At 53.6% G+C, this 24,902-nt stretch carries 18 protein-coding genes; 9 read left to right on the plus strand and 9 right to left on the minus strand.

Features of this window, described 5'->3' with window-relative positions:
- Positions 1-13: 13 nt before the first annotated feature.
- From LDN30_RS02385 to rplM, 9 genes are all read right to left on the minus strand, one after another.
- Positions 14-1,288: a glycosyltransferase family 4 protein gene (locus LDN30_RS02385; protein ID WP_223925037.1), complete on the minus strand. Its 1,275-nt coding sequence runs from the start codon at positions 1,286-1,288 to the stop codon at positions 14-16.
- A 580-nt stretch (positions 1,289-1,868) separates the two neighbouring features.
- Positions 1,869-2,390, minus strand: a complete 522-nt coding sequence (gene ispF, locus LDN30_RS02390) for a 2-C-methyl-D-erythritol 2,4-cyclodiphosphate synthase (protein WP_223928630.1) — start codon at positions 2,388-2,390, stop codon at positions 1,869-1,871.
- A gap of 184 nt (positions 2,391-2,574) precedes the next feature.
- Positions 2,575-3,711: a type IX secretion system outer membrane channel protein PorV gene (porV, locus tag LDN30_RS02395; protein ID WP_373316520.1), complete on the minus strand. Its 1,137-nt coding sequence runs from the start codon at positions 3,709-3,711 to the stop codon at positions 2,575-2,577.
- A 96-nt stretch (positions 3,712-3,807) separates the two neighbouring features.
- On the minus strand, positions 3,808-7,413 hold the full coding sequence (porU, locus tag LDN30_RS02400; protein WP_223928632.1) for a type IX secretion system sortase PorU: 3,606 nt from the start codon (positions 7,411-7,413) through the stop codon (positions 3,808-3,810).
- The gene (locus tag LDN30_RS02405) at positions 7,410-8,027 is read right to left on the minus strand and encodes a fumarylacetoacetate hydrolase family protein (RefSeq protein ID WP_223928633.1); all 618 of its coding nucleotides are present in this window, start codon (positions 8,025-8,027) and stop codon (positions 7,410-7,412) included. Before LDN30_RS02405 ends, porU begins: the two co-directional genes overlap by 4 nt.
- 1,272 nt (positions 8,028-9,299) lie before the next feature.
- The gene (gene tsf / locus LDN30_RS02410; protein ID WP_223928634.1) at positions 9,300-10,304 is read right to left on the minus strand and encodes a translation elongation factor Ts; all 1,005 of its coding nucleotides are present in this window, start codon (positions 10,302-10,304) and stop codon (positions 9,300-9,302) included.
- A 36-nt stretch (positions 10,305-10,340) separates the two neighbouring features.
- Entirely contained in the window at positions 10,341-11,168 is an 828-nt protein-coding gene (rpsB, locus tag LDN30_RS02415; protein ID WP_223928635.1) for a 30S ribosomal protein S2, read from the minus strand.
- Between the two features lie 156 nt (positions 11,169-11,324).
- Positions 11,325-11,711, minus strand: coding sequence for a 30S ribosomal protein S9 (gene rpsI / locus LDN30_RS02420; protein WP_223925051.1), 387 nt, complete (start codon positions 11,709-11,711; stop codon positions 11,325-11,327).
- 12 nt (positions 11,712-11,723) lie between these two features.
- Complete coding sequence (gene rplM, locus LDN30_RS02425; protein ID WP_223925053.1) at positions 11,724-12,188, minus strand: 50S ribosomal protein L13; 465 nt, start codon at positions 12,186-12,188, stop codon at positions 11,724-11,726.
- Positions 12,189-13,159: 971 nt separating this feature from the next.
- Between rplM and LDN30_RS02430 the strand changes: the two genes are divergently transcribed.
- The 9 genes from LDN30_RS02430 (at position 13,160) to LDN30_RS02470 (ending at position 24,647) form a co-directional block, all read left to right on the plus strand.
- On the plus strand, positions 13,160-13,594 hold the full coding sequence (locus LDN30_RS02430) for a hypothetical protein (protein ID WP_223928636.1): 435 nt from the start codon (positions 13,160-13,162) through the stop codon (positions 13,592-13,594).
- Between the two features lie 10 nt (positions 13,595-13,604).
- Entirely contained in the window at positions 13,605-14,213 is a 609-nt protein-coding gene (gene mobA / locus LDN30_RS02435) for a molybdenum cofactor guanylyltransferase (protein ID WP_223928637.1), read from the plus strand.
- Between the two features lie 44 nt (positions 14,214-14,257).
- Positions 14,258-15,547, plus strand: coding sequence for an MFS transporter (locus LDN30_RS02440; RefSeq protein WP_223928638.1), 1,290 nt, complete (start codon positions 14,258-14,260; stop codon positions 15,545-15,547).
- A gap of 24 nt (positions 15,548-15,571) precedes the next feature.
- Positions 15,572-19,264 carry a nitrate reductase subunit alpha gene (locus tag LDN30_RS02445; RefSeq protein WP_223928639.1) on the plus strand — a complete coding sequence of 1,231 codons (3,693 nt, stop codon included), beginning with the start codon at positions 15,572-15,574 and terminating at the stop codon, positions 19,262-19,264.
- A gap of 1 nt (position 19,265) precedes the next feature.
- Positions 19,266-20,777, plus strand: coding sequence for a nitrate reductase subunit beta (narH, locus tag LDN30_RS02450; protein WP_223928640.1), 1,512 nt, complete (start codon positions 19,266-19,268; stop codon positions 20,775-20,777).
- A 15-nt stretch (positions 20,778-20,792) separates the two neighbouring features.
- A complete protein-coding gene (gene narJ / locus LDN30_RS02455; RefSeq protein ID WP_223928641.1) occupies positions 20,793-21,296 on the plus strand; it encodes a nitrate reductase molybdenum cofactor assembly chaperone in 504 nt (167 codons plus the stop codon).
- An 11-nt stretch (positions 21,297-21,307) separates the two neighbouring features.
- Complete coding sequence (gene narI, locus LDN30_RS02460; protein WP_223928642.1) at positions 21,308-21,967, plus strand: respiratory nitrate reductase subunit gamma; 660 nt, start codon at positions 21,308-21,310, stop codon at positions 21,965-21,967.
- A 184-nt stretch (positions 21,968-22,151) separates the two neighbouring features.
- Entirely contained in the window at positions 22,152-24,092 is a 1,941-nt protein-coding gene (locus LDN30_RS02465) for a TonB-dependent receptor plug domain-containing protein (protein ID WP_223928643.1), read from the plus strand.
- Positions 24,093-24,128: 36 nt separating this feature from the next.
- Positions 24,129-24,647 (plus strand): hypothetical protein, encoded by a 519-nt coding sequence (locus LDN30_RS02470; protein ID WP_223928644.1) that lies wholly within the window; start codon positions 24,129-24,131, stop codon positions 24,645-24,647.
- Positions 24,648-24,902: the final 255 nt, after the last annotated feature.

Consider the following 24,902-nt stretch of genomic DNA (forward strand, 5'->3'; position numbering starts at 1 on the left):
TAGAGTTGTCGGTTTATATGTTATAACCCCTTTGAGCCAGGGCGTCGCTGTAGACATCGATGTACTTCATTGCCACAGCGTGCTCGGAATAGCAGCGCTGCACCTTGCTGACGGCATTGGCCGACAGCTCGCTCTTGCGGCTTGCGTCGATGGCCCAGTCGATGCCTTTGGCGAGGTCGTCGGTGTCGCGTTCCTTAGCCACGTACCCGGTCTTTCCGTGGTCTATCATCTCCGGAATTCCTCCTACGTTGAATCCCACGCAGGGCACACCACAGGCCATGGCCTCCATAATGGTGTTCGGGAGGTTGTCCTCGAGCGACGGAAGCACAAAGACATCAGCACTGTTGTATACGTCGGCGATGGCCCTCTCGTCGGCGATGTAGCCCAAGGGGTAGGCGGTGAAGTTGAGCTTGCCGGCAATCTCCTCACCGTGCCCTCCGAGGATGGCCACGACTGTTGTCGCCGTTGCCGACGGGTCGTTGGCCGCCATCTTGTCGAGAGCCTCAATGAAGTATTTCATGCCTTTGCGCTCGTCGGTGACTTTCTGCGATACGAAGAGAATCACGCGCTTGTCGACTGGCAGGCCGAGCCGCTTGCGAGCCTCCTCCTTGCTTGCAGGGCAGAAGACGTGCGTGTTGATAGGGTTCGGAATGGCTGTGACGGTCTGGTGACGGAAGAGACCGCTGGCAGCAGCCTGCCTCTGCAGCCATTTGCTGCAAGCCACGAAGTGGATGGTGTGGCCGCTGATGGTCTTGTGCTTCTTCCGCCATACCTTCGATGAGAGGTCACGGTTGCTGCCTCCACCGGGTAGCAGCTGACAGTCGTGGCACGATGCCATGTAGCGCTTGCATCCGCGGGCGTAGTGGCATATTGCCGTAGCGGGCCATAGGTCGTGCATCGTCCATACTACTGGCTTGCCGCTGTCAAGAATCTTTCTGATTCCCCTCAGCGACAGCATTCCCTGGTTTATCCATTCGAGGTGGATGACGTCGGCCTCCTTGAAGTAGCGGCTGTGGGTGACATCGACACCGGCGTTGGCGATGTCGATCTCGAAGAGATGCTTGCGCTTGAGGTGGAGGTGTAGGAATATGCACAGTCGTTCCCAAAGGAATGCCCACTGGGCTTTCCACGGATGACCTACCGGCGATACCGTTATCTCGTCGGTCTCCTTGTCGCGCACGAGCATGCGCGCTTTCACGCCGTTGTTGTTCAGGGCGTTCATCAGGCGGTTGGAGGCTACAGCGGCACCGCCTGTCTTCTCTGAGGTGTTGATGATAAGTACTCTCATAGTCCTGTGCTTATAACTAATACAAAGGTAATGCAAAATGATTCATCTGACAAGAAAATTGAGAAAATAATCATTGTGTACGTGCACATTTGGTTAAAAGACCTTGATTTGGGTCAATAAAGTATGAAATAGTTATAAAAAATCGGTTAAAGTTATTGTCCGACGAGAAATTAGTAGTACCTTTGCATCGTCAAAAGGTTAATAGATTGTTTAGGTTAGTAGTAATAGATTTAGGTTTTTAGTTATTTTATTTTAAGGTAGAAGTTTAACAGATTCGTATAAGGATGACAACCGAGGTCGTGAGACTGAAGTTCGATTTGAAAAGGATTTTTAGTTAAACATAGGCTTAAACGCTGGGGCTCGTGAGAGTTTCAGCGTTTTCTATTTCTATAGCTATTGCACTTCCTTATACAATACGAACTGAGACGGTCGGCGCGGGCTTTTGTCGCTGTATTGTTACTTTCTTGTGCGCCTTAGACGATACTAACTGAGGTGGTTGGTGCGGGCTTTTGTCGTCGGCGGTTCATCGCCACCGACGGTGTACGGCCTTCGTCGCTTCCTCGTCGTAATATTTACCGGTTTATTTGCGGATTATCATCGCCACAGCATAAGCGGAGATACCTTCCTCGCGGCCGGTGAATCCAAGGTGCTCGGTGGTTGTTGCCTTTATGGATACAGCATCAGCGTCGCAGCCCATCACTTTGGCCAGACACTCCTGCATTGCGGGGATGTGAGGGTTTAGTTTCGGGTGCTCGGCACATACCGTGGCGTCGATATTGCCCACCATATAGCCCTTTGTGGCAATGAGGTCGACGACCTTACGGAGGATAATCTTCGAGTCCATGTTGAGGGTAGCGTCCGAGGTGTCGGGAAAGTGATAGCCAATGTCGCGCATGTTGGCGGCTCCGAGCAGAGCGTCGCTGATGGCATGGATGAGAACGTCGGCGTCGCTGTGGCCGAGGAGTCCGCGGTCGTTGTCGATTTTTATTCCTCCGAGGATGAGGTCTCGGCCCTCTACGAGCTTATGTACGTCGTATCCCATCCCTACGCGGAATGGCAGTAGCGGGCTGTTGCTACTATTGTTGTCAGTGTTGTTTTCCATTGTTATGTGTGTTGAATATTGTTTAGTGTGGTTGTTGACCGCCAAAGATTATAAAATCAGGGTGTTTGCCCGTTGGCATCACGGCGATTTTAAACGAAGAAAACGCTTGCAAGACAACAGCGCAGCTTATGTACGGTGCTGTTGTCTTGCAAGTATAGGATTTATTCCTTAATGACTTTAGCCATTATCTTCTATGGAACAAATCCTTGATTCCGTCCATATCGAACGAAAGTGTGAAACGCAGTGTCTGGTCGAGAGGATTGCTCTTGGCTGTGGCAATGACGTATCCTGCATCGAGGGAGAATACATTCATCTTGAATCCAGCTCCGACAGTGAAGTATTTGCGGTTACCTTTGTTCTCACTCTCGTGGTGGTAGCCGGCCCTGACGCTGAACCGGTCGTTGTAGGTGTACTCACCACCGACACTCCACCGCACTTCCTGCAGCTCCTCCTTGAATCCGCCGGGGGCATCGCCGAAACTCTTGAAGATTCCGGCAATACTCGACACGTCGTAGTAGTCTTTCTGGACGCGATCCTGGTAAGCCTCTGTCGACTCGCCGTCCTCTTGTTGTGGATATGTAGGAACGAGGAGTTTGTTGGCATCGGCTGAGATGCTGAACTTGTTGTATTCGTCGATAGGTACCATCAGCGAGGCTCCAAGACGCATGTTCGTCGGTATGAACTCACTGCGGTCGTCGGTGCCCATAGTGATTTTTGAACCTATATTTGAGATGTTCAGACCGAGTCCCAACTGGCATTCGCGACTTCCGATGTTGATGTAGTTCTGATAGTAGGCTGCGATATCGGCAGCGAAGGCAGACCCCGGTTTCGAATCCTCGGTGTAATCGTATTTCAGATCGGAGTATATCCATCTCACTGCAGCCGCTATTGAGAATGTCTCACTGAGCATCAGCGAGTAGGCCACATCGACCGACATCTCATAAGGGTTGACGGTCAGGTCGTAGTTGCCGCTCTGCGACGAGGAGGCCTGCACTTCTCCTAAGGAGAAATAGCGCAGCGAGGCACTCACGGCACTATAGTCGCCGATGCGGTAGTAACCTGCAAGATAGGCGAGGTCGATGTCGTTGACGAGTTGCCGGAGCCACGGTGTGTAGTTGAGTGCTACACCGGCCCTACTGATGGTGAACGGGTATTTGGCCGGATTCCAGTACTGTGAGTTGACATCAGGGTCGGTAGCGGCTCCGGTGTCACCCATTCCTCCTGCCCGTGCGTCCGGCGCGATGGTCTGCGAGGTCACCTCCGTCTTCTCCGGGTTGAACATGTCGCGCTTCTCCTGTGCCTGCGCTGTCAGTGCTCCCATGGCAAGAACGGAGAATGCGCATATTCTGATGTGGTCTATTTTCATTTGTCGTTTCCTATTGTTTCGAATCGTTATCCTTACTAACGCTGTCGGTTCTTAATTATTGTTCAATATAATCAGTTTCTTGGCCTTCGACACTCTCTTGCTGCCGCCGGAACTGAGGCGCACGCGGTAGAGGTAGACACCGGTAGGCAGCCGTCCTCCGCTCTGTGTGGTGAGATTCCAGTCGACGGTGAAGGTGTTACCGGTCGATACTCCGCTTGAGGCGTTCTGCCACAGCAGACGGCCGCTCATGTCGAAGACATCGATGATGACGTCAACGTTAGAGCCCGCAAAGTTGTGCTGGACGATGAATGTCGTCGACGTTGTGGCGGGATTGTTCGTTACGTTGATATTACTGATCTGTGGGCTCAGCCCCTTCACGACGTTGAAGTCGAGTCTCGCTGTGTTGCAGTTGTTAAGTATGTCCCACACCCTGAAGAGCAGCTGGTGCCTTCCTTCGCTCAGCTCGGGGATGTTGTAGAACGTGGATCCCTTGGTGTAGCTGCCGAAGTCGAACGAGAAGTTGTCGTTGAGGTCGTAAGTCTTCGTCATGTCGCCGTCGATAATGAGTTCCATATTGTGGCCGATGCCCGTTCCGGCGGCGTTGATGCCGTTCTTGTCGCTGACGTTTGCCACAAAGTAGGGGGTGGTATTAACGTTGTCGCCGTTGACGAACGACGGACTGTTGAGATAACAGTATATCGACGGACCGATGGAGTCGTTGGCTATAGTGTCGGAGCCATTGACGAGAAACTGCTCCGTGTAGCCGTTGGCGATGGCCGTATGGCTGTTGTTGACGGCATAGAGGTTCATCAGCCCCGTACCGTCGGAGTAGTTGATATCGCGTGGAACGGCGAAGAGGAGGCTGAATTTTCCGTCGCGGATGCTGTCATTGCCGTTGTAGATATTCTTTGTGCGGTCGTAGAATTTGAATGCCGACTCCGTGTCCTCTTTGCTGTTCAGACGGCAGGTGATGAGCTCGCGGGTGTCGCGTACGGTGATGGCTAACAGACCGTTGAAGCTGTTGTCGGTCTGACCGCCTTTCTCGATGTGTCCGCTGACCTTACAGACAGATCCAGCGCGGAGCACGGCGAGCGTCTCGCCCGTGGTACTTGTGCCGTTGATGGAGTCGATGACAACTGTCTGCGTTGGCAGGTTCAGCGACATGGCCGGGTCGCCGAGCAGCGAGTATTGGAGCTTGTTCTGGCTGAGGTCCTCGCGCCCGGTAATCATCTGGTTCTTCGTCAGGCGCTGAGCCTCACCGAGGGTTATCGGCTTTCCGTCCTTCAAGCTCAGCACATACTTCATGAATGCGATGTTGAGAGGAGTGTTGTCCTGGGCAAACACGGTCCGTGTGGTGCCGAAGAAGGCCACGGAACCACCGTTGCTGTTGAGCATTGCGGTCTCGCCGATATTCTCCACGGTACCGTCGAAGGGCATGATATCGCAGCTCGCCGTCACCCACAACGGAAGATTCGTGTTCGTAAATGATGCAAAATCCTTCAGCCGCAGTACGGCCTCGTGCGAAATCTGCGTCTCCGATCCATGACCGGCATAGTCGATGATCAGTGCTCCGGCAGCCTGCTGTTTCTTTATTATCTCCGACGCGTCGGGGTAGGAATTTCCCGTTGAGGTGGACACTCGCTTGTAGGCGTCCCACATGACCTTCTTGATGACGTAGCCGGGATACAGTGCCGATGTCTGGTCGGCGGCACGGTTGGCGTCTGTCATGTGCAGATTGTTGTTTCCGTCGTCGCCAAGGAACATTATCGTGTTCTGCCATCCGCCGGCGTTGCTGTTGTTCTCGTAGTTGATGACCTTGTCGACGAGCACCTTAGCGTCGGTAGCGGTGGTTACGGGGAATCTTCCCACACCCATATCCTCCTTGTCGGTGCGGGTTATCGACGTGTTGCTGCCACCCTCACCGTCGTCGAGGAGTGTGAACCATCCATCGTCGACATAGCAGTAGACGAGGCTGTAGGAGTTCTCGCTCTCGTAGCAGAGGAGGTAGTCATCGGGGTTGAGGCCCCGTGTGTCGGTAGTGAGCATGCGGTTGTCCCACAAACAGTCGCCGAAGAGCAGTAGGTGCTTGGGCAGCTCCTTGTCGTCGGTGGCGCGGTCGTACATCATCTTCAGGTAGCGGCGGTAGGCTCCGGCGTCGGGTGTGCCACTCGAGAACTCGTTGTACAGCTCATCGGCTGGAACTATCCTCACCGTCATCGAGTCGTGCTGCTCGTGGTAGGCAGCTAAGCGCTGTGCCTGGGCGAGGAGCTTCTGACTCGTGGGGATGATGATTATCATGTCGGCGTTGGCGTCGGCATGGTGGTCCTGATTGGTTATTCCGTAGACATATTCGGGCGTGGCGAACGCGGTTGTCGTGAGCGATGGCACCGGCCGCGGCTGGTCGTAGGTCATGCAGATGTAGTCGAGGCGCAGTGGCCCGCCACTGTTGCAGGCGATGGTTATGCTGTCGGTGGCACATACGCTGTCAATATTCTGCGTCAGACTCCTCTCGTTGCCACGGTCGTACTGTCCCGGCAATATCGACTGTAGGGATCCGCTCTTGCCGTTGATGGTCACCGTGAAGTACGATCTTGTGCCGGCAGTGACGTTCATTGCCGCCACAGCTTTCTTTGCTCCGGCTGGACTTGCGAAGGTGTAGGTGCGCGACGATCCGGCCTCAATGGGGTCGTTCTCGAACAGTTTGCGTCCTCCCTGATACCAGGCATAGTTGTCGACCTCGTGGATGGCGTGATAGTCGTTGTCGTGGACGTACTCGTCGCTCATGAACGTTGCGCTGTCGACGGTGAGGGCCTCGCCGTCGATATCGCTTAGAAAGTAATAACCGTATGACGAATACGGATTCTGTGTGCGCACCGTTGCCGTCGCCGAAGCCCAGCTTACGGGTCCGCGACCATAGAACAGCCGTCGGCCGCCGACGGTGCATGTGGCCACCTCGGGCACGTCGTCGTACTTCTTCAGGTCGTCGCCGTTGAGGGTCTCGTTCTCCAAGTGCCCGCCGTAGCCGAAGATTCGTACCTTCGACGGGTCACTGAACCCGCACCTTTGTATGAAAGCATCGGTGAGCTGGTATATGCCGTCGGAAGGAACGCGGATCTTCACCCATCGTCCCGACGCCAACTTGCTGTGGGCGGCATAGCGCGATGCCGCCGAGACTGAGCCGTTGGCAGATGATGCTTTTGCTCCCGTGCTTACCGAAGATGGCAGCCGCCGAGTCTTTGATGCGCTCTTCTTGGCCTTCGCCGTGATGGCAATCATGAAACTCACGAGAAATTCTTTCTTCCCGTTGCGCTCCACGATAGGCGTCAGTGCAAACTCCATGCTACCGTTCTTTCTGTCGACGACGATGCGTTTCGTTATCTGCGGAAGGGCGGGTAGGGGAGCACCGCTGACCTTGTTGTACAGCTCAATGTCGTGGCTGTTCATCTCGATAAACTCAGGATAGCGTATCTCCAGGTTGTAGGTGGAGTCGGCATAGTTCTTTCCCAAAGGTATCGAATAGGTGAACTCCGGCAGCATAGAGTCGATCTCTATGTCGTCAACGGTGAGGTTGAAGAACCGCTGCGACTGTCCGTGAGCCGCCACAGCAGCCAACAAGCATATTGCCGTTAATATAATATGTAATGTTTTTCCTTTCATTTACACCAGAAATTCGTAACTTTTCTCTCTTCAATGTATCCCTCGATATGGTCGTCGGGACTTACCGGACCACAGCCGGCGGGACAACCCGTGAAGAGAAGGTCGCCGGTCTTGAGCGTAAACCACCGGCTGATGAAACTTATTGTCTCGTCGATAGAGAAGAACATGTCGGCTCCGCAACCCTCCTGCACCGTATTGCCGTTGATGTCGAGACGGAACCGCAGTCGGTTGACCTCAGGCAGTTTGTCCTTGTCAACCCATTCGCCGATGACAGCCGAGTTGTCGAAGCTCTTGCTGCGCTCCCACGGCAACCCCTTAGCCCTGAGCCGTGCCTGCAACTCGCGCGCCGTGAAGTCGACACCGACGGTGAATGCGTCGTAGTAGCGGTTGGCGAAGCGCACGGGCACTGACTTGCCGAGGCGGCAAATCCTCACCACGAGCTCACCTTCATACTCTATCCGCCCCAAGTCGTCGGGGATGAAGAATGGCTTTCCGTTCTTCAGCAGCGCCGAGTCGGTCTTGCAGAAGATGACAGGCTCCTCCGGTTTCATTAACGTTCCGTGCAGCGATTTATTGTGCTGCGGGTAGTTCATTCCTAAGCAAAATATCTTCATATTATTCGTATTTATGCACAAAGTTAGTGTTTTCGGTTGTTATCTCAAAGAAAATGCCGGTATTTTGTTCTTCATCCCGTCTGTCGTGGCTCCATAAAGGTAACAATCGTCCACCGCAGCAGTATATTAGTGAAGTTCTCATGAGCCTTTGTGTGGCCCATTGAAGTAATTCTCACATCGTATGTGACGTGTTAATAAAGGATGATAATTGTCTGTGTCGATGATTGATTTACAATGCAACGACGCAGGTACTTTCCGGCACCTCTCCTTCTTTCTTTTGTTTTTAGTGTTTCCGTAGAAATTATTGGGAAGAGGAAAACGTTAGCTGGCTACAAACTTAGGATTCTTGTCCGTAGCTCTTCGCTTTCCTTTATGCAAAGATACAAAATTTTTCCCCCGATTGCAAGTTTTTCGCAAGAAATTTTTCAGACGGTCACATCTTCTTCTTTCCTAAATATGATGTAGCCGCCTGATAATCATCGGGATTAGCCGTAGCTGCGCTAACGCGATTTTTTTTCTCCCCAGCTGGAGCATTGAGTGTTTTTCGTGGGACCACGGTGAGAGGAAATATAAATCTTTATACTGTTATTATTGCTTTGGCATTTTCAGACGGGAACGAGGATAGGTTATTCTCTGTCACCGTAAAGCCCCGCCCCCACTTGATATTCAATTGATTATACCTTATTTACGTTGTTCTCTGCCAACGTAAAGCCCCGACGGGGCTTAATCTTCAGTAACCCCTGACTAAGGGAGCGCAGCGACCGCAGTCTTGGGTGGAAAGTGGAAATATAGATTTATGACCAGCCTCGAAGAGGTTGAATAGCGGAACGCGCATGAATGTCAATGGCAAAGGTAAAGGCGCACAACGTGCTATTGTGCGTCTTCGAGGCACTGAATGTATAGCTGTCTGCATTCTTTTTCCCCGGACTGCACTCGCTATCGCTCGCTTATTCCGGGGTATTTGGCGATTCATCCCCGTTAAGGCTGGTGGTGGCAAAGAGAGGAAAATCTCCTCGCAAAGGCGCAAAGCCCGCAAAGGATACGCCAAGGAACATAAAAATTCTTTCGCGGAATCGTTGCGGTCTTGGCGGCTTGGCGAGAGATTACGAACAGCACCTATCCATTTGCAGGGGCGGCCTTTATAGCCGTCCGGTCGGTCGTAAGACCGAATCTCTGTCACGTTTGAAATACGCTAATGTCGTGACTACAATAAAAAAGGGCAGCTACCATACGGTAACTGCCCATTATAAGAGTTGTAATGCTATTCTGCGATTACTCAGCAGCGAGGGTGAAGCGCTTGTAGTTGACAATCTTCAGATCCTTGTCCTGCTTCTTCAGCCAATCGTTGACGGAAATCTTTCCATCAGCCTCATCAGCGAACTGGAACTCCTGGTCGACGAGACAGTTCTCCTTGAAGAACTTGTTCATACGGCCCTTGGCGATGTTCTGAATCATGTTCTCGTTGAGCTTGCCAGCAGCCTCAGCCTGAGTCTTGGCGATGATGTCCTTAGCCTTGTCAGCATCCTCCTGGGTGAGCCAGTTCTTTGCTACGTTCGACTCGATATGCTCCGGCGAGTCGACAAGGTTCGGGTTGATGCCGGCCTTCTTCAGCGCACCGTTGACCTGGCGCTGAACCTGCTCCTCCTTAGTCTTCTCGATAGCTACCTTGAGCTCCTCGTCCTTAACTTCCTGAGGAACAGAGGCCTCGTCGAGAGCTACCGGCTTCATGGCAGCGACCTGCATGGCTACCTTGTGTGCAGCGTCCTCGTTCTCCTTGTTGAGCTGGACCATTGTAGCGAGGGTGTGCTTGCCCATGTGGTCGTAGATGGAGATATTGTCGCCCTCGATGAAGTTGTATCCATCGATTTCCATCTTCTCACCGGTGATACCCGAGCGGCGTTTTACAGCGGTCTCTGCGTCGTCGCCGTTAGCGAGTGTCAGAGCCTTAACCTCATCGAGGTTCTTCGGGCGCTTCTCGATGATAGCATCGAGGATCTCCTGTACCAGGGCGATGAAGTCCTTACCAGCGGCAACGAAGTCGGTCTCGCACTTCACGGCAACCATTGCTGCGAAGCCAGGAACTTTCTTTACGAGCACAACGCCATTGCTGGTCTCACGGTCGGAACGCTTAGCTGCGATGGCCAGACCACGCTCGCGGAGAATCTCCTGAGCCTTTGGGAAGTCGCCGTCAGCCTCTGTAAGTGCCTTTTTGACATCAGCAAGACCTGCACCGGTCATTGCGCGCAGTTTTTTGATATCTGCAATTGAAACAGCCATATTTTCTGTATTGTTAAGAATTAGAAATTGATGTTATTACTCAGCCTTTGGAGCTTCCTCAGCCTTCGGTGCCTCCTCAGCCTTCGGTGCGTCGTCGGCCTTGCGGGCGCGGCGGGCAGCGCGGCGTGGAGCCTCCTCAGCCTGCTCAGCAGCAGCCTTCTCGTCAGCCTTCTCAGCCTTGCGCTCCTCGAGACCCTCGGCGATAGCGTCGCAGCAAGCTGTGAGGATTACCTCGAGAGAATCCTTGGCGTCGTCGTTGGCAGGGATGACGTAGTCGATGTTGCGTGGGTCAGAGTTGGTGTCGACGATAGCGAAGACAGGGATACCCAGACGGTTAGCCTCCTTGACGGCGATGTGCTCCTTGAGGACGTCGACGACGAAGAGTGCTGACGGCAGACGGTTCAGGTCGGCGATAGAGCCGAGGTTCTTCTCGAGCTTAGCGCGCTGGCGGCTGATCTGGAGCAGCTCGCGCTTTGAGAGGTTTGAGAATGTACCGTCGTTCATCATCTTGTCGATGTTGGTCATCTTCTTGACAGCCTTGCGGATTGTCGGGAAGTTTGTCAGTGTACCACCGGCCCAACGCTCGATGACGTATGGCATGTTCACGCTTGCGGCCTTCTCGGCAACGATGTCCTTAGCCTGCTTCTTTGTAGCGACGAAGAGGATCTTCTTGCCCTGCTTAGCGATGCCCTTGAGAGCCTCGGCAGCCTCGTCGATTTTAGCGACGGTCTTGTGAAGGTCGATGATGTGAATACCGTTGCGCTCCATGAAGATGTAAGGAGCCATTGCGGGGTTCCACTTGCGCTTGAGGTGGCCGAAGTGGCAACCTGCCTGTAATAACTGGTCAAATGTTGTTCTTGACATTTTTTCTTTCTTTTGTTTTGTTTGTTTACTTTCTTGTTAATTCTTGTTGCCGGATTCGTTGTCCGGCTAAACGCAACGCCGATGGGGCTGTTGCCGTTCAGAATCAGTCCCAGGGTAAGCACAGTGCGTCCCAGGGATTTAGATGCTAAACTGCGATTAACGCTTACTGAACTGGAAGTGACGGCGAGCCTTCGGCTGTCCTGGCTTCTTACGCTCAACAGCACGGCTGTCGCGAGTGAGGAATCCAGCGTCCTTGAGCTGCTTCTTGTCTTCAGCGTTGATTTTCACGAGAGCACGTGCGATGGCGAGGCGCAGAGCCTGGCTCTGACCGGTGAAACCGCCACCGTCGAGGTTTGCCTTGATATCGTACTGACCCTCAACGCCGAGGAGCTGCAGAGGCTGCTTTACGACGTAGCGCAGGATTGCTGATGGGAAGTACTTTTCGAAGTCTCTCTTGTTTATTGTGATTTTGCCGGTGCCCTCAGTGAGGTAGACACGTGCTACAGCACTCTTGCGGCGACCGATTGCATTGATTGTTTCCATCGTTATTTCCTATTATTTATACTGGTTAATATCAATCTTCTTAGGCTTCTGAGCCTCGAGTCCACCGAGCTCTGCGCCCTCAATAACATAGAGGTTGTCCATCAGCTTACGGCCGAGGGAACCCTTGGGCAGCATGCCCTTGACAGCGTGGCGAATCATCTTGTCGATACCGCCCTTGCGAGTGCGGAGGTCGGCAGGAGTGTTGAAACGCTGGCCACCAGGATAACCGGTATAACGGGTGTAGACCTTGTCGGTCTCCTTCTTTCCGGAGAAGACGACCTTTGCTGCGTTGACGATGATAACGTTGTCGCCGCAGTCTACATGAGGAGTGAATGATGGTTTGTACTTTCCGCGGAGCAGCTTGGCAACCTTTGAGCACAGACGGCCCACAATCTGGTCGGTGGCGTCGACGATGACCCACTCTTTATTAGCTGTTTCCTTGTTGACGGAAATAGTCTTGTAACTTAAAGTGTCCATAAAGATTTAATAATACTACTTTAAAAACGTTTTTATAAAAGATATCTGTGCGAAAAACAGGGACCTTCACGGCGCCTCCAGTCTAAAAGAGACCATCCAGCATTATCCCTGAATGCTTGTGGCGGTGATTCACGAACCATCGTGTCCGGCCAGAGACACGGCTATTCACACATCCGCCGGCTGCGAACCTTCTAAGTCTCAGTACGCAATCGCGGCTGCAAAGGTACACAATTTATATTAACTGAGGATAGGATGATTACGCAACAGCCTCCTTTTTATGATTATTTAACCATCGTTCCTCCGTGTGCCCCATTGCGTTTCTTGTGTGACGAATGAATGTATTGTGAGATTCAGTGGATGAATTGCGCACTTGGAACGAGGCGGAAAAGATGATGCAGGAGTAATAATAGTTGTAAGGATATTTCAAAACCGAATGAGACTAAAATTGGCTCTGTAACTGGCTGTTACTCATGGAGATAGCAAAACAGTCCGTTTGGCGTTGCGAAACGGACTGTTTGGGACGCTGAAACGGACTGTTTCGCAATGCCAAACGGTCCGTTTGAGAGTGCTAAACGGTACATATTGTAATCGTGTTAAGATTTTTCATAAATAGATCTTCAGTTGATTGGCGTGGAGAAAACAGAATATCTGTGTAATCAGTAGGTTCAGCGTGAGAAGTATATTCGACACGCAGACACTGCAGATACCGCAGATTCACGGACAAGCGAAATTTGTGCGGTTGTGGCGTTTGGACCCTTGTGACCATCAGCAAGCATCGTATTAAACGGGAGAATCCATGCCGTGACGGACGAAAACAACTCGCTCGCAGCAAGCGCATTGGCCGATTCTCACTGCGTTCTGCGCCCACTATTAATAATGTTTGCACGTATTTTCTTCGATAAAAAACGGCAAACTGCTTGCATCTTACGTGTTTTATTCGTAACTTTGGGGCATCTTAAAACAATTTATCTATGAAATCTAAATTAAGCATCTTTTTCGCTATTCTGTTCTGGGGCAGCATTTGGGGCATTATTGAGGCCACGATAGGATGGGCTCTCCATGCCACCCAGCTCCATCACGGCACATCAAATATCCTTTTTGCTTTCGGCATCTTCTGCATGCTCTCCGCAGCCGGACGCTCGGGCAAGGGCTCTGTGGCTGTGATGCTCACCGCCGTTGTGGCCGCAGTCATCAAATTGGCCGACTTCCTCCTCCCCGGTGTTGAGGGCGGTGTGCTGCATCCGGCAATGTATATCCTCCTCGAGGGAGCCATGATGGCCATTTTCTGTCAGGCATTCTCCTTCCGTCCGCGGTTTAAGGCTAACCCTGCTGTCGCGCTGTGGGAGTCGCGTTTGGCTGTTCCCGCATTCGCTGTGGCTGTGGCCCTGACGCTTATCGTGGGCTGACCACCGTGCAATGGACAAAGCTGTAACGACTTCAGGGACGATGCTCTCCGCCGCAATCTTGGCCGGTGGCCACAGCAGCCGGTTCGGAAGCAACAAGGCTCTGTTCTATTACGGCGGTGAGACGCTCATCGCACGTGCCGCCCGACTGCTGCGGTCCGTCTGCGACGAGGTCGTCGTCAGTGCCAGCCATGTCAACGCCTCGTCGTATGAATTTCTCGGACTGGAGATTGTTGAGGACGAACTCACCGACTGTGGTCCGTTGGGTGGACTCGAGACCCTGCTGGAGCGGTGCACTACGCCGTGGCTCCTTGTCGTGACCTGCGACATGCCCTATGTCGACAGCGATGCCCTCAGCATGATGATCGATGAGGCCGGGCCTGCGGACGATGGTAGGGGAAAAAGCCTTCCGCATGCCGTGGCGTGGCGGAGGCGGTCGGACGACAGTATTTCGCCCTTCCCCCTGCTCGTTGAGCGCGATGCGCTGACGGTGCTCCGCCAGAGGATTAACGACGGACGGTACAGCGTGAAAGGTCTGCTCGACGCTTTGGATACACATTATATATATAGCACCACGGACGAGATGCTGTGCAATGTCAATCGTCCGGGTGATTTGAGATGAACCATAACTAAATAATATTTAACGAAAACACCTAAATTGAAATAATGGGACAATCGCAATTTAAACTTAAAGGAACGCCATCCTCCGCTCTCTGGGGAGCTACGATAGGCTTCTTCTTCGGCGTGATGGCCATCTCGCTGTTCGGTCCAACGAGTACTAATCTCGGTGCCGCTATGGGCTTGGGAGCCACTGAGTTAGGTCTGCTCGTCTCGGTGCCGTCGCTGACGGGATCGCTGCTCCGCATACCTTTCGGTGCCATGGTTGACAGCAATGGCGGTCGTCGCGGCTTTCTCTTCCTCTTGGCAGCCGCCGTCGTGGGCCTCGCCGCGCTGAGTTTCCTCTTCACGGTCTATCCTGTTGAGACTCCGGGCAGCATGAAAGGACTCTATCCTGTGGTCCTCGCCCTCGGCTGTCTTGCGGGCTGCGGCATAGCCACTTTCTCCGTCGGTGCGTCACAGTCGAACTATTGGTTCGCCAAGAGCCGACAAGGCTATGCCTCAGGTATTTACGGTGGACTGGGCACCACCTCGGCCGGCATCCTTGCCTTTGTCCTGCCGATACTGCTCCAGCACTTCGGTTTCAAGGCCGCTTACTATATTCTGACGGCTGTGATGTTCCTCGGTCTAATACTGTATATATGGTTGGGGGCCAACCCCCCGTATTTCCAGTTCCTTAAAGCCGGAAAGGACGAGGCTACGGCGAGGGACAACGCTCTGGCCTGCGGACAGGAGCTCTTCCCCAAGGGCAGTGCGGCGACGAGTCTGAAGATTTCGGCCAAGATACCACAAACGTGGATGCTCGTGCTCTGCTACTTCACTACCTTCGGCGGTTTCATGGCCCTGACGGCGTGGTTCCCGACTTTCTGGAAGAAAGCTATGGGTCTGGACCCGATGCTTGCCGGCGGTCTTACGGCCGTATTCTCCATCCTCGCCGCGCTGCTGCGTGTGCCCGGCGGAAAGCTCTCCGACCGTATCGGCGGCGAAAAGGTATCAATGGGTGCCCTCGCCCTGTTGGCCGTCGCCGGCATTCTTATGAATATCCCGATGGGGTGGGGCGCTACCTTTGTCGTCAGCCTGCTCATCTCGGTGGCCTTCGGCTTTAACAACGGTGCCACAATGAAACTCGTCCCGGTGTATGTCAGCGAGGGTGTGGGTGGTGCCAACGGCTGGGTGGGAGGCTTGGGAGCCTTCGGCGGCTTCGTATTCCCGCCGCTGATGGGCCGTCTTGTCGACGTCTCGCCGCAGTATGGCTACGGACTGGGATTCCTGCTCTTTACATTCTTCGCCCTTCTGGTGATGATTATCAACTACTTTGGGATGATTCGCAAGAAGTAATGACACTGTTTTGAACATCATGATATGAATACGATATTTAGCAATCTGAAATACTTCATCAATAGGAAGAACGTGACCAACGAGGAGTGGGAGCATTTCTACCGCACGCGTTGGGCTCACGACAAGGAGGTGCGGTCCACTCACGGCGTGAACTGTACCGGTTCGTGCTCGTGGCGTATCTTCGTTAAGAAGGGTATCGTCACCTGGGAGATGCAGCAGACCGACTATCCTGCTACGCGCCCCGGACTGCCTAACCATGAGCCGCGTGGCTGTCCGCGCGGTGCCAGCTACAGTTGGTATCTGTATAACTCCGGTCGCGTGAAGCACCCGATGATACGAAAGGAACTCCTCGACCTCTGGGAGGCGGCACTGGCCCAGCACCACGACCCCGTGGAGGCATGGGCGTCGATTGTCGACGACGAGCAGAAAAGGAAGAAATATAAGGCGGTGCGCGGTCTCGGCGGCTTTGTCCGCCTCGACTGGCCGACGGCCCTGCAGATTATTGCCGCCAGCAATATCTACACAATTAAGAAGTTCGGTCCCGACCGCTTAGTGGGCTTTACGCCCATTCCGGCCTTCTCCATGCTCAGCTACGCCTCCGGCACCCGCTATCTGAGTCTGTTAGGCGGTGCCTGTCTGAGCTTCTACGATTTCTATTGCGACCTCCCGCCGTCGTCACCGCAGACGTGGGGCGAGCAGACCGATGTCCCGGAGAGTGCCGACTGGTTCAACTCCTCGTTCCTGTTGCTGTGGGGCAGCAATGTTCCGACGACGCGAACACCCGATTCGCCGTTCTACACGCAGGTGCGCTACAAGGGAACCCAGGTGGCTGTCGTGTCGCCCGACTACAGCGATGCGTCGAAGTTCGCCGATGTGTGGATGGCTCCCAAGCAGGGTACCGACTCGGCTTTGGGCATGGCAATGGGGCACGTCATCCTCAAGGAGTTTTACCGTGACCGCACGGTGCCGTATTTCGATGAATATGTAAGGAAATTTACAGATCTGCCTTTCCTCGTGAAATTAGAGGATGCCGGTGACGGACGTTATGCCGCGGGCATGCTCCTGCGGGCCTCCGACCTCAAGGACGACTTCGGCGTAAAGACGAAAGCCGAGTGGTATCCGATAACCGTTGATGACGTGTCGGGCGAGCTCGTCACGCCGAACGGCAGTATCGGCAGCCGCTGGAACAACGAAGGCCGGTGGAATCTGAAGTGTGAGGATGTGCGTACGGGCAAGTCTTTCACGCCACGGCTGTCGCTCATCGACCACCGTGACGAGGTGGTGACGCTGCTCGACCCTTACTTCGGAGGTGCCGACTATAAGAATCCACATTTCGATGCCACCCGGCATCCGGATATCATAGAGCATAAGATTCCCGTCGTAAAGGTGGAGACGAAGGACGGAGTGGCTTATTGTGCCAACGTTTTCGACCTGCTGATGGCCCATTATGGCATCGACCGTGGCCTCGGCGACGACAACTGTGCCAAGAGTTACGACGATGATCTGCCCTATACCCCTAAGTGGCAGGAACAGATTACGGGTGTCAAGGCTGAGAAAGTTATCGCTACGGCGCGCGCTTTTGCCTCTACGGCTGAGAAAACGCGTGGAAAGAGCATGATAATCATTGGTGCCGGTGTCAACCAGTGGTATAATACGGATATGACATACCGCGCAGCCATCAATATGCTTATGCTCTGCGGAACTCTCGGTGTCAACGGTGGCGGATGGAGCCATTATGTTGGTCAGGAGAAAGTGCGGCCGCAGGCCGGATGGGCCCAGATGGCTTTCGCCCTCGACTGGAAGCGTCCGCCGCGCCACATGAACACGGTAAGCTATATCTACGAGCACGCCGACCAGTGGCGATATGAGAAAGTGACTGTCGATGAGCAGCTTTCGCCGTTAGCCGATAAGAACCGGTGGAAAGGACTTACGCTCCTCGACTGCAACATCAAAAGCCAGCGTATGGGCTGGCTGCCGTCGTCGCCGGAGTTCAACCGCAACTCGCTCGACTTGTGCCGTGAGGCCGCCAAAGCCGGTATGAGCGAGAAAGACTATGTCTGTCGGGAGCTCCACGAGAATAAACTGGCTCTCGCGGCCGAAGATCTTGATGCCCGCGGGAACAGTCCGAAGGTGCTTTTCATCTGGCGTGCCAATCTTATCGGCTGCTCGGCGAAGGGCATGGAATTCTTCATGAAGCACCTCCTCGGTGCGCAGAATAATGTTCTCGGACAGAATCTTGAGCAGTGCGGACAGCCGTTGCCGAAATACGAGAAATGGCACAGCGAGGATACTGTCGGCAAACTCGACCTCGTCGTGAATATCGACTACAGGATGACGCAGTCGAGTATCTTCGCCGATATCGTGCTGCCAGCTGCAACATGGTATGAGAAGGAGGACATCTCGTCCACTGATATGCACCCCTTCCTTCATCCGTTCAGTAAGGCTGTCGACCCCGTATGGGAGAGTCGCACCGACTGGGACATCTTCCGTGAGCTGTCGAAGGTCTTCTCAAAGATGAGCGTAGGCCATCTCGGCCACGAAAAAGATGTCGTCTACACCCCGTTGGCCCACGACAGTACGGGCGAAATCAGTGAGCCGTTGGCCGTCGACGACTGGAAAGAGACCGGTGAGATGCCGCAGCCGGGTCGGAATATGGGCAATCTTGTCGTCGTGACGCGCGATTATCCCGATATCTACCGCCAGTTTACGACTGTCGGACCGAATGTCCGCGACAAGGGTATCGGCGGTAAAGGCATTGGCTGGCAGGCCGTTAAGGAGTATGACGAGCTGAAGGCGATGAATGGCGTCGACCGCGCCGAAGGCATAAGTCATGGCATGCCGCTGATAGAGGAGGCTACGCAAGCCTGCGATGCCGTGCTCACCCTCGACCCGACGAGCAATGGCGATGCCGGCTACAGGGCGTGGAAAGCCCTGGAGAAGAGCGTCGGACTGCCTTTAGCTGAGCCACTTACGGCTGATTTTGGCAAGACAAAATACACCTATAAGGATCTCGTCGTTCAGCCGCGACTGTCGTTGCCTACACCGATATGGTCGGGAATCAACAACAAAACGACGGAATATACAGCCAACTACACCAATATTCATTATCTCATCCCATGGCGGACGGTCACGGGACGGCAGAGCTTCTATCAGGATCACCCCTGGATGCGTGCCTTCGGCGAGTCGTTGGTGGGGTATAAGCCGCCATTGGCGAAGAAGGAAATAAATAATCTCAAGGAGCGGTTGAATATTAAGGACGAGACCCTTGCCTTGAACCTGCTCACTCCCCACAACAAGTGGACAATCCACTCGTCGTGGAATGATAATCTGCTGATGCTCACCTTGGGACGCGGAGGCCCCGTAATTTGGATGAGCGAGAGCGACGCTGCCAAGCTTGGTATCGCCGATAACGACTGGGTGGAGGTCATCAACGACAACGGATCGGCCATGGCCCGTGCCTGTGTCAGCCAGCGTATACCTGAGGGCGCGCTCTATATGTATCATAACCAAGGACGTACCGTCAACGTGCCGCTGAGCCCATTGACGGGTAACCGCGGCGGTATACATAATTCAATCTCACGGCTTTGCCCTAAGCCAACGCACATGATCGGCGGTTATGCGCAACTGTCGTACAGTCTGAACTATTACGGTACGATAGGCGCTAACCGCGATGAGTATGTGCTGTTGAGAAAAGTTGACAATGTAAAATGGGAATAAGATGAAGATCAAATCACAGATAGCAATGGTCCTCAACCTGGACAAGTGCATAGGATGCCATACATGCTCGGTGACATGCAAGAATGTCTGGACATCGCGCAGGGGGTTGGAGTATGCATGGTGGAATAATGTAGAGACGAAACCCGGCCCCGGTTATCCGAAAACCTGGGAGAATCAGGAGAAATATCGTGGCGGATGGGTCAGGCGCAAGGACGGCAGCACGGAACTGCGCCTTGGCAACCGCCCGAGAGTGATGTCGCAACTGTTCTCCAATCCCTATCTGCCGCAGGTCGAGGACTATTACGAGCCCTTCACCTTCGATTTCTCCTCGCTGAAAGGAAAGCGCCGGATGAAGACACCACCGTCGGCGCGGCCTTTCTCGATGATTACCGGTAAGCAAATGGATAAGGTTCAGGATGGACCGAACTGGGAGGATGATCTCGCCGGGACTTTCGACCAGCGAAAGAGTGATCCGAATCTTCATGATATTGACACACAAGGCTTTGCCGAGTTTGAGCGGACATTTATGCTCTACGTTCCGCGCCTCTGCGAGCACTGTCTGCATCCGGCCTGCATCCCGAGTTGTTCGTCGGGGGCTATCTACAAGCGCAAGGACGGCGTGGTTCTTATCAATCAGGACCGCTGCCGCGGCTGGCGCCAGTGTATATCGGCCTGTCCGTACAAGAAGATTTACTTCAACTACAAGCGGATGAAGAGCGAGAAATGCGTTTTCTGCTATCCCCGTATTGAGGACGGACAGCCCACGGTGTGCAGTGAGACGTGTGTAGGGCGCATGCGTTATCTCGGTGTTATACTCTACGACAGCGAGAAAATCGACGAGTATGCGGCCGCCGACGAGCGTGATTTGGTCCGTTGCCAACGCGAAATGATTCTCGATCCCAACGACCCGGAGGTCGTTGTTGAGGCCGAACGGCAGGGAATAAGCCATAACTACATTATGGCCGCACAGAAGAGTCCGGTCTATAAGCTTATGAAAGAGTGGGCCATAGCGTTCCCTCTGCACCCCGAATACCGCACGCTGCCTATGGTCTGGTACGTTCCGGCTATGAGCCCGAAGGTCGAAGAGGTGGCAGCTGAGGAGCAGAAAGGCCCTGCCGATGCTGCCGCCGGGGAGATGGACTACTTTGCCAAGGTCGATGAGATGCGCATTCCGGCTCAGTATTTCGCTAATCTGCTGACGGCCGGCGACCCGCAGCCCATCCGTGAGGCACTGGCAAAGCTTGTGGCCCTGCGTGAATATATGCGGCGGAAGACTGTCGACGGCGATGACCAACCATCTGTCCCTGAGGCTATTGGGCTCACCGCCGCTCAATATGACGATATGTATCGGCTTTTAGCCATTGCCGACTACAACGACCGGTTCGTTATTCCCACCGACCCGAAACAACAGGGCAGTCACCACTTCGATGAGCGTACAGGCCTCGGATTTGACGATGAGGAGGAAAATTTCGTCGAAGGCTGCAAGCGGCATAACATCTTTGGCGGCATATAAACGGAGACGGAGATTATGATAAAGACATACAATATACTTTCGCTTCTGCTCGACTATCCCTCTGTAGAGCTGTGGGAGAGCCGTAGCGAGATAATGCCGGCGCTACGTGATGAGAAGATTCTCAGTGTCAAGTCGTTAGCCAAGGTCGAAACCTTCCTCAGCTATGTGTCGTCATTCCCCGATGTGCGTAGTTGGCAGGCGGCCTACAGCGACGTCTTCGATACTTCCTCAAAGACCAATCTTTATCTCTTCGACATGGTTTATGGCACGAGCCGCGACCGTGGTCAGGCCATGGTCGACCTGAAGGAAGAGTATCTCAAAGCCGGTCTGATGCCCGCCGAAGATGAGTTGCCCGACTATCTGCCGATGTATTTGCAGTATGTTGCCAATATGGACAGCGTGGAACAGGCTCGGTCGGCGATGGCCGACATACGCGGCGTAATCACGAAAATGGACGAGTGCTTCGCTAAGGAGCAGCATCCTTACGAGCCGCTCATAGCTATCTTGAAAGAAGAATAAAACAAAACGTCATGCACACATTTCTTTTCCAATACCTGCCTTATATAGCCGGAACTCTGTTCATCTGCGGAGTTACCTACCGCATTGCGGCACAGGGGAATACCGTTCAGGCCTATTCCTCGCAGTTCCTTAGCAATGACAGTCTGCTGAAGTGGGGCAGCAACCTTTTCCATGTGGGTATTATCCTGGTGTTTTTCGGACACATTTTCGGTCTGCTTGCTCCCGAATGGTCCTACGACTGGCTGATAACCAATGAACAGAAACGGCAGTTGGCTATCGTCATGGGCAGTGGAGCCGGACTCATTACCCTCGCAGGTATCAGCATGCTCACCCTCCGGCGGTTCACCAACCGTAACGTGGTGGCTAACAGCAACTTCGGCGATTATCTCTTCGTCGTAATCATCTTCCTCCAGATAGTCACCGGACTGATGGGCACAGTGGAGACAATCAACAGCGACCTCGACCATTACATGAATCTCGACAGATGGGCGCAGGGCCTGTTCACGTTCCTCCCTGGGGCCTCCGACTACATTGCTGACGCATCCCTGCCGCATAAGATTCACATTCTCCTTGGCTTCCTGCTCGTAATTATCTTCCCGTTCACGAAGCTGATGCACATGGTTGCAATACCCGTGATATACATTATCGACTTCTTTATACCCCGAAAATAGGGTTTGATGACACCGTCCAGCGCGCTTTCGGGCTCTGTGTGGAAACAAGTTTTCGCATGGAACCCAGCGCGGCGGCCGCATCTTCGATTTCCGGTGCGGTCGGGGTGAAGGTGCGGTATTTAACTGATTGTGTGGCAGATGTATCATAACTAAAAGAAAAACAAACTCAAACATATACTGAATTATGTTGTTATTATCTGCTGTTGTTGCAGCGTTACCCCTTACTTTTCAGCCGCCAACCGACACGACCCATGTGTTCCATTTAGGCGAAGTGATGGTTTTCGACCGTCAGAAGACCTTTAAGGACAATCAGGTCAATGCCGATTTTATGAAGTCGTCCGACATTCAGCGCGTCTCCGAGGCCCTCAATTGGGTGCCGGGACTCATCGTTCAGGAGACCGGCGGGCGCAGCGAGGCCGGCTTTATGCTTCGCGGCATCAGCAGTGCCGACGTGCCAATATATATCGACGGAGTGCCGATGACGGCTCCTTACGACGGCACCGTCGACCTCTACCGGCTTCCGGCGGGCATGCTCAGCCGTATTGACGTCAGCAAATCAGCCAGTTCGCTGCTCTTGGGAGGCAACACCCTTGGCCCGTCGGTCAATCTTGTCACCCGACAGCCACAGAAACCATTCGAGATGCACTTCGATGTCAACACCCTCTGGCACAGTAATTTAAACCTTGGCGGACGATGGAACCACTGGTTCGGGCAGGTAGACGTGAGCTATGCCAACATCGCGAACTTCCGGCTGCCCCACAGCTATCCCACCGACTCCCCCTATCTTGACGGCCACAAGCGCCTGAACTCACGGTCGCGCGACTTCGACATCAGTGCGAAAGTGGGCTATTCGCCTAACGCTACGGACGAATATGTAGTCGGCTACACCCATATCAACGCCAAGAAACATGTCCCCCCGTACTTGGGAAGCAACGGCCGGGCGCAGTTCCGCATCAGTCCTGAATGGAAAAAGGACGAAATCTACTTCCACTCTACAACGAAATTGGCACCGGCACTGACGCTGAAGAGCCGGCTGTGGTACGATACCTTCGACAATACCCTTGATTCCTACGACGATTTCACTTATTCCACTCAGAAGGGCAAGCAGGGGTGGACGAGTATCTACAACGATTATGCCCTCGGAGCCAATGCCAACCTCGTTTGGGCGACGACGGACCGCAACGACCTAAAGTTCGGCGCAAACTATAAATTTGATGTCCACCGATCGCATAACGTCGGCGAGCCGGTGGCCCATATCAGCGAAGGCATCTACTCCTTCGCCGTTGAGGATGAGGCCCGTCTGAGCCCCCAGCTGTCGGCAACGGCCTCTGTCGGCTGGTTTGCACGGCAGGGTTATAAGATTGAGGAGTACAACGCCAAGCGCGGACTGACCGAGATGCCCAACACCCATGACGGCAATGTCAATGCTCTTGCGGCCATCGATTATCATCCGTCGGCACTCCATCACTTCCGGTTCACCGTCAGCCGCTCCTCGCTCTTTGCCCGTATGAAGGACAGGTATTCCTATAAACTCGGCAAGGCCATCCCCAATCCTGACTTGGGAACAGAGAAATCCGTCAATATCGATGCCGCCTATGAGGGCCATTGGCAGAATCTGCGGTGGCATGCCGGTGCGTTCTACAACTTCATCAATGACATTATCCAGGAGGTTACGGGCGTTGACGATAGCGATCCGAAAATCTATCAGCTCCAGAACCGGGGCAAAGCGCAGTACCGTGGCTTCGAACTTGGTGCAGGCTACGATATTTCCTGGCTGACGGCCAATGCCAACTACAGTTTCATCGACCAGAAGAATATGGACAACCACGACCTGAAATTTCTCTACAGCCCGCGCAATAAGTTCACCGCCTTCCTTGAGTTGCGTCCCGTTTGGCAACTCCGTCTGCAGGGACGCCTTCAGGCTCAGGGCCGGGCCTATTCCTCTTCCGACGGCAGTACGTCGACTGGGGGCTTCGCCACCATCGATGCCAGTATAGCCCGTAAACTATGGAAGACTGATATAAAGGTAGGAGTGCTCAATTTAGCTGACAAAATCTACGAGTATTCAGAGGGATACCCCATGCGCGGCAGGACGTGGTACGCCAGTGTCTCGTTCGATTTGTAACCGCTTGAAAAATAGAATAATAAAGACATTCATACTATGAAGATAACTATTTTCACAGGAACGCGCGGTGCCGGTAAGTCGACCCGCTTCATCAAGGAATACCGCGAACATGGCGACGGGCTCTGTTTCTTCTCGCTGAAGAAACACGGTCCCGACGGAAAAGTCTGCGCCTACGACCTCGTTCTCTACCCCAAGGACGAGACTCTCCCTTTCTTCGAGAAGGACCCTGACGTCGAAATGGAAACAGCCTCGAAGGAGCAATTGGCCGTGAAGGACCTTACCGGTGGAATGATGCACAGCTGCAGCTACTTCGTACATAAGTCGGCCTTCGACAAAGCCCTGCAGTACTACAATGAGCATCCGGAGGCAAAGGAGGTATGGATTGACGAGATTGGGCGCATAGAGATTGCCGGTCAAGGCTTTCGTCAGTTGCTTATGACAGCTATTGCCGACGGTAAGGACATCTTCTTCGTAGCTCGTAACAACTTCATTCCCAAACTTCTACCCCTGCTGCCTGCCGATGCTGATGTTAGAACTGTTGAGGTGGGGGAGTGATCCTCTCTTACGTGGCCGACCCCGTCGCCCACATCCGAAAATCGCCAGATTATAAATGTATTATCCTCTTCGTGAAGGGAGAGGATAGTACATCTTTTACCCTTCCCCAGTTCGCGTCGATACCGTAAGCGCATGAAAATGAATCAAAACCTTGGTGGGATTATAAATAATGTATACCTTTGCCTCGCAAAATGTTGACAGTGGCATGTCCGGTTCATTCTCCGGCAGCAATATGCCGATAGCTGCGCAGCCGTC

The sequence above is a fragment of the Prevotella lacticifex genome, from assembly GCF_019973375.1.
GTDB lineage: Bacteria > Bacteroidota > Bacteroidia > Bacteroidales > Bacteroidaceae > Prevotella > Prevotella lacticifex.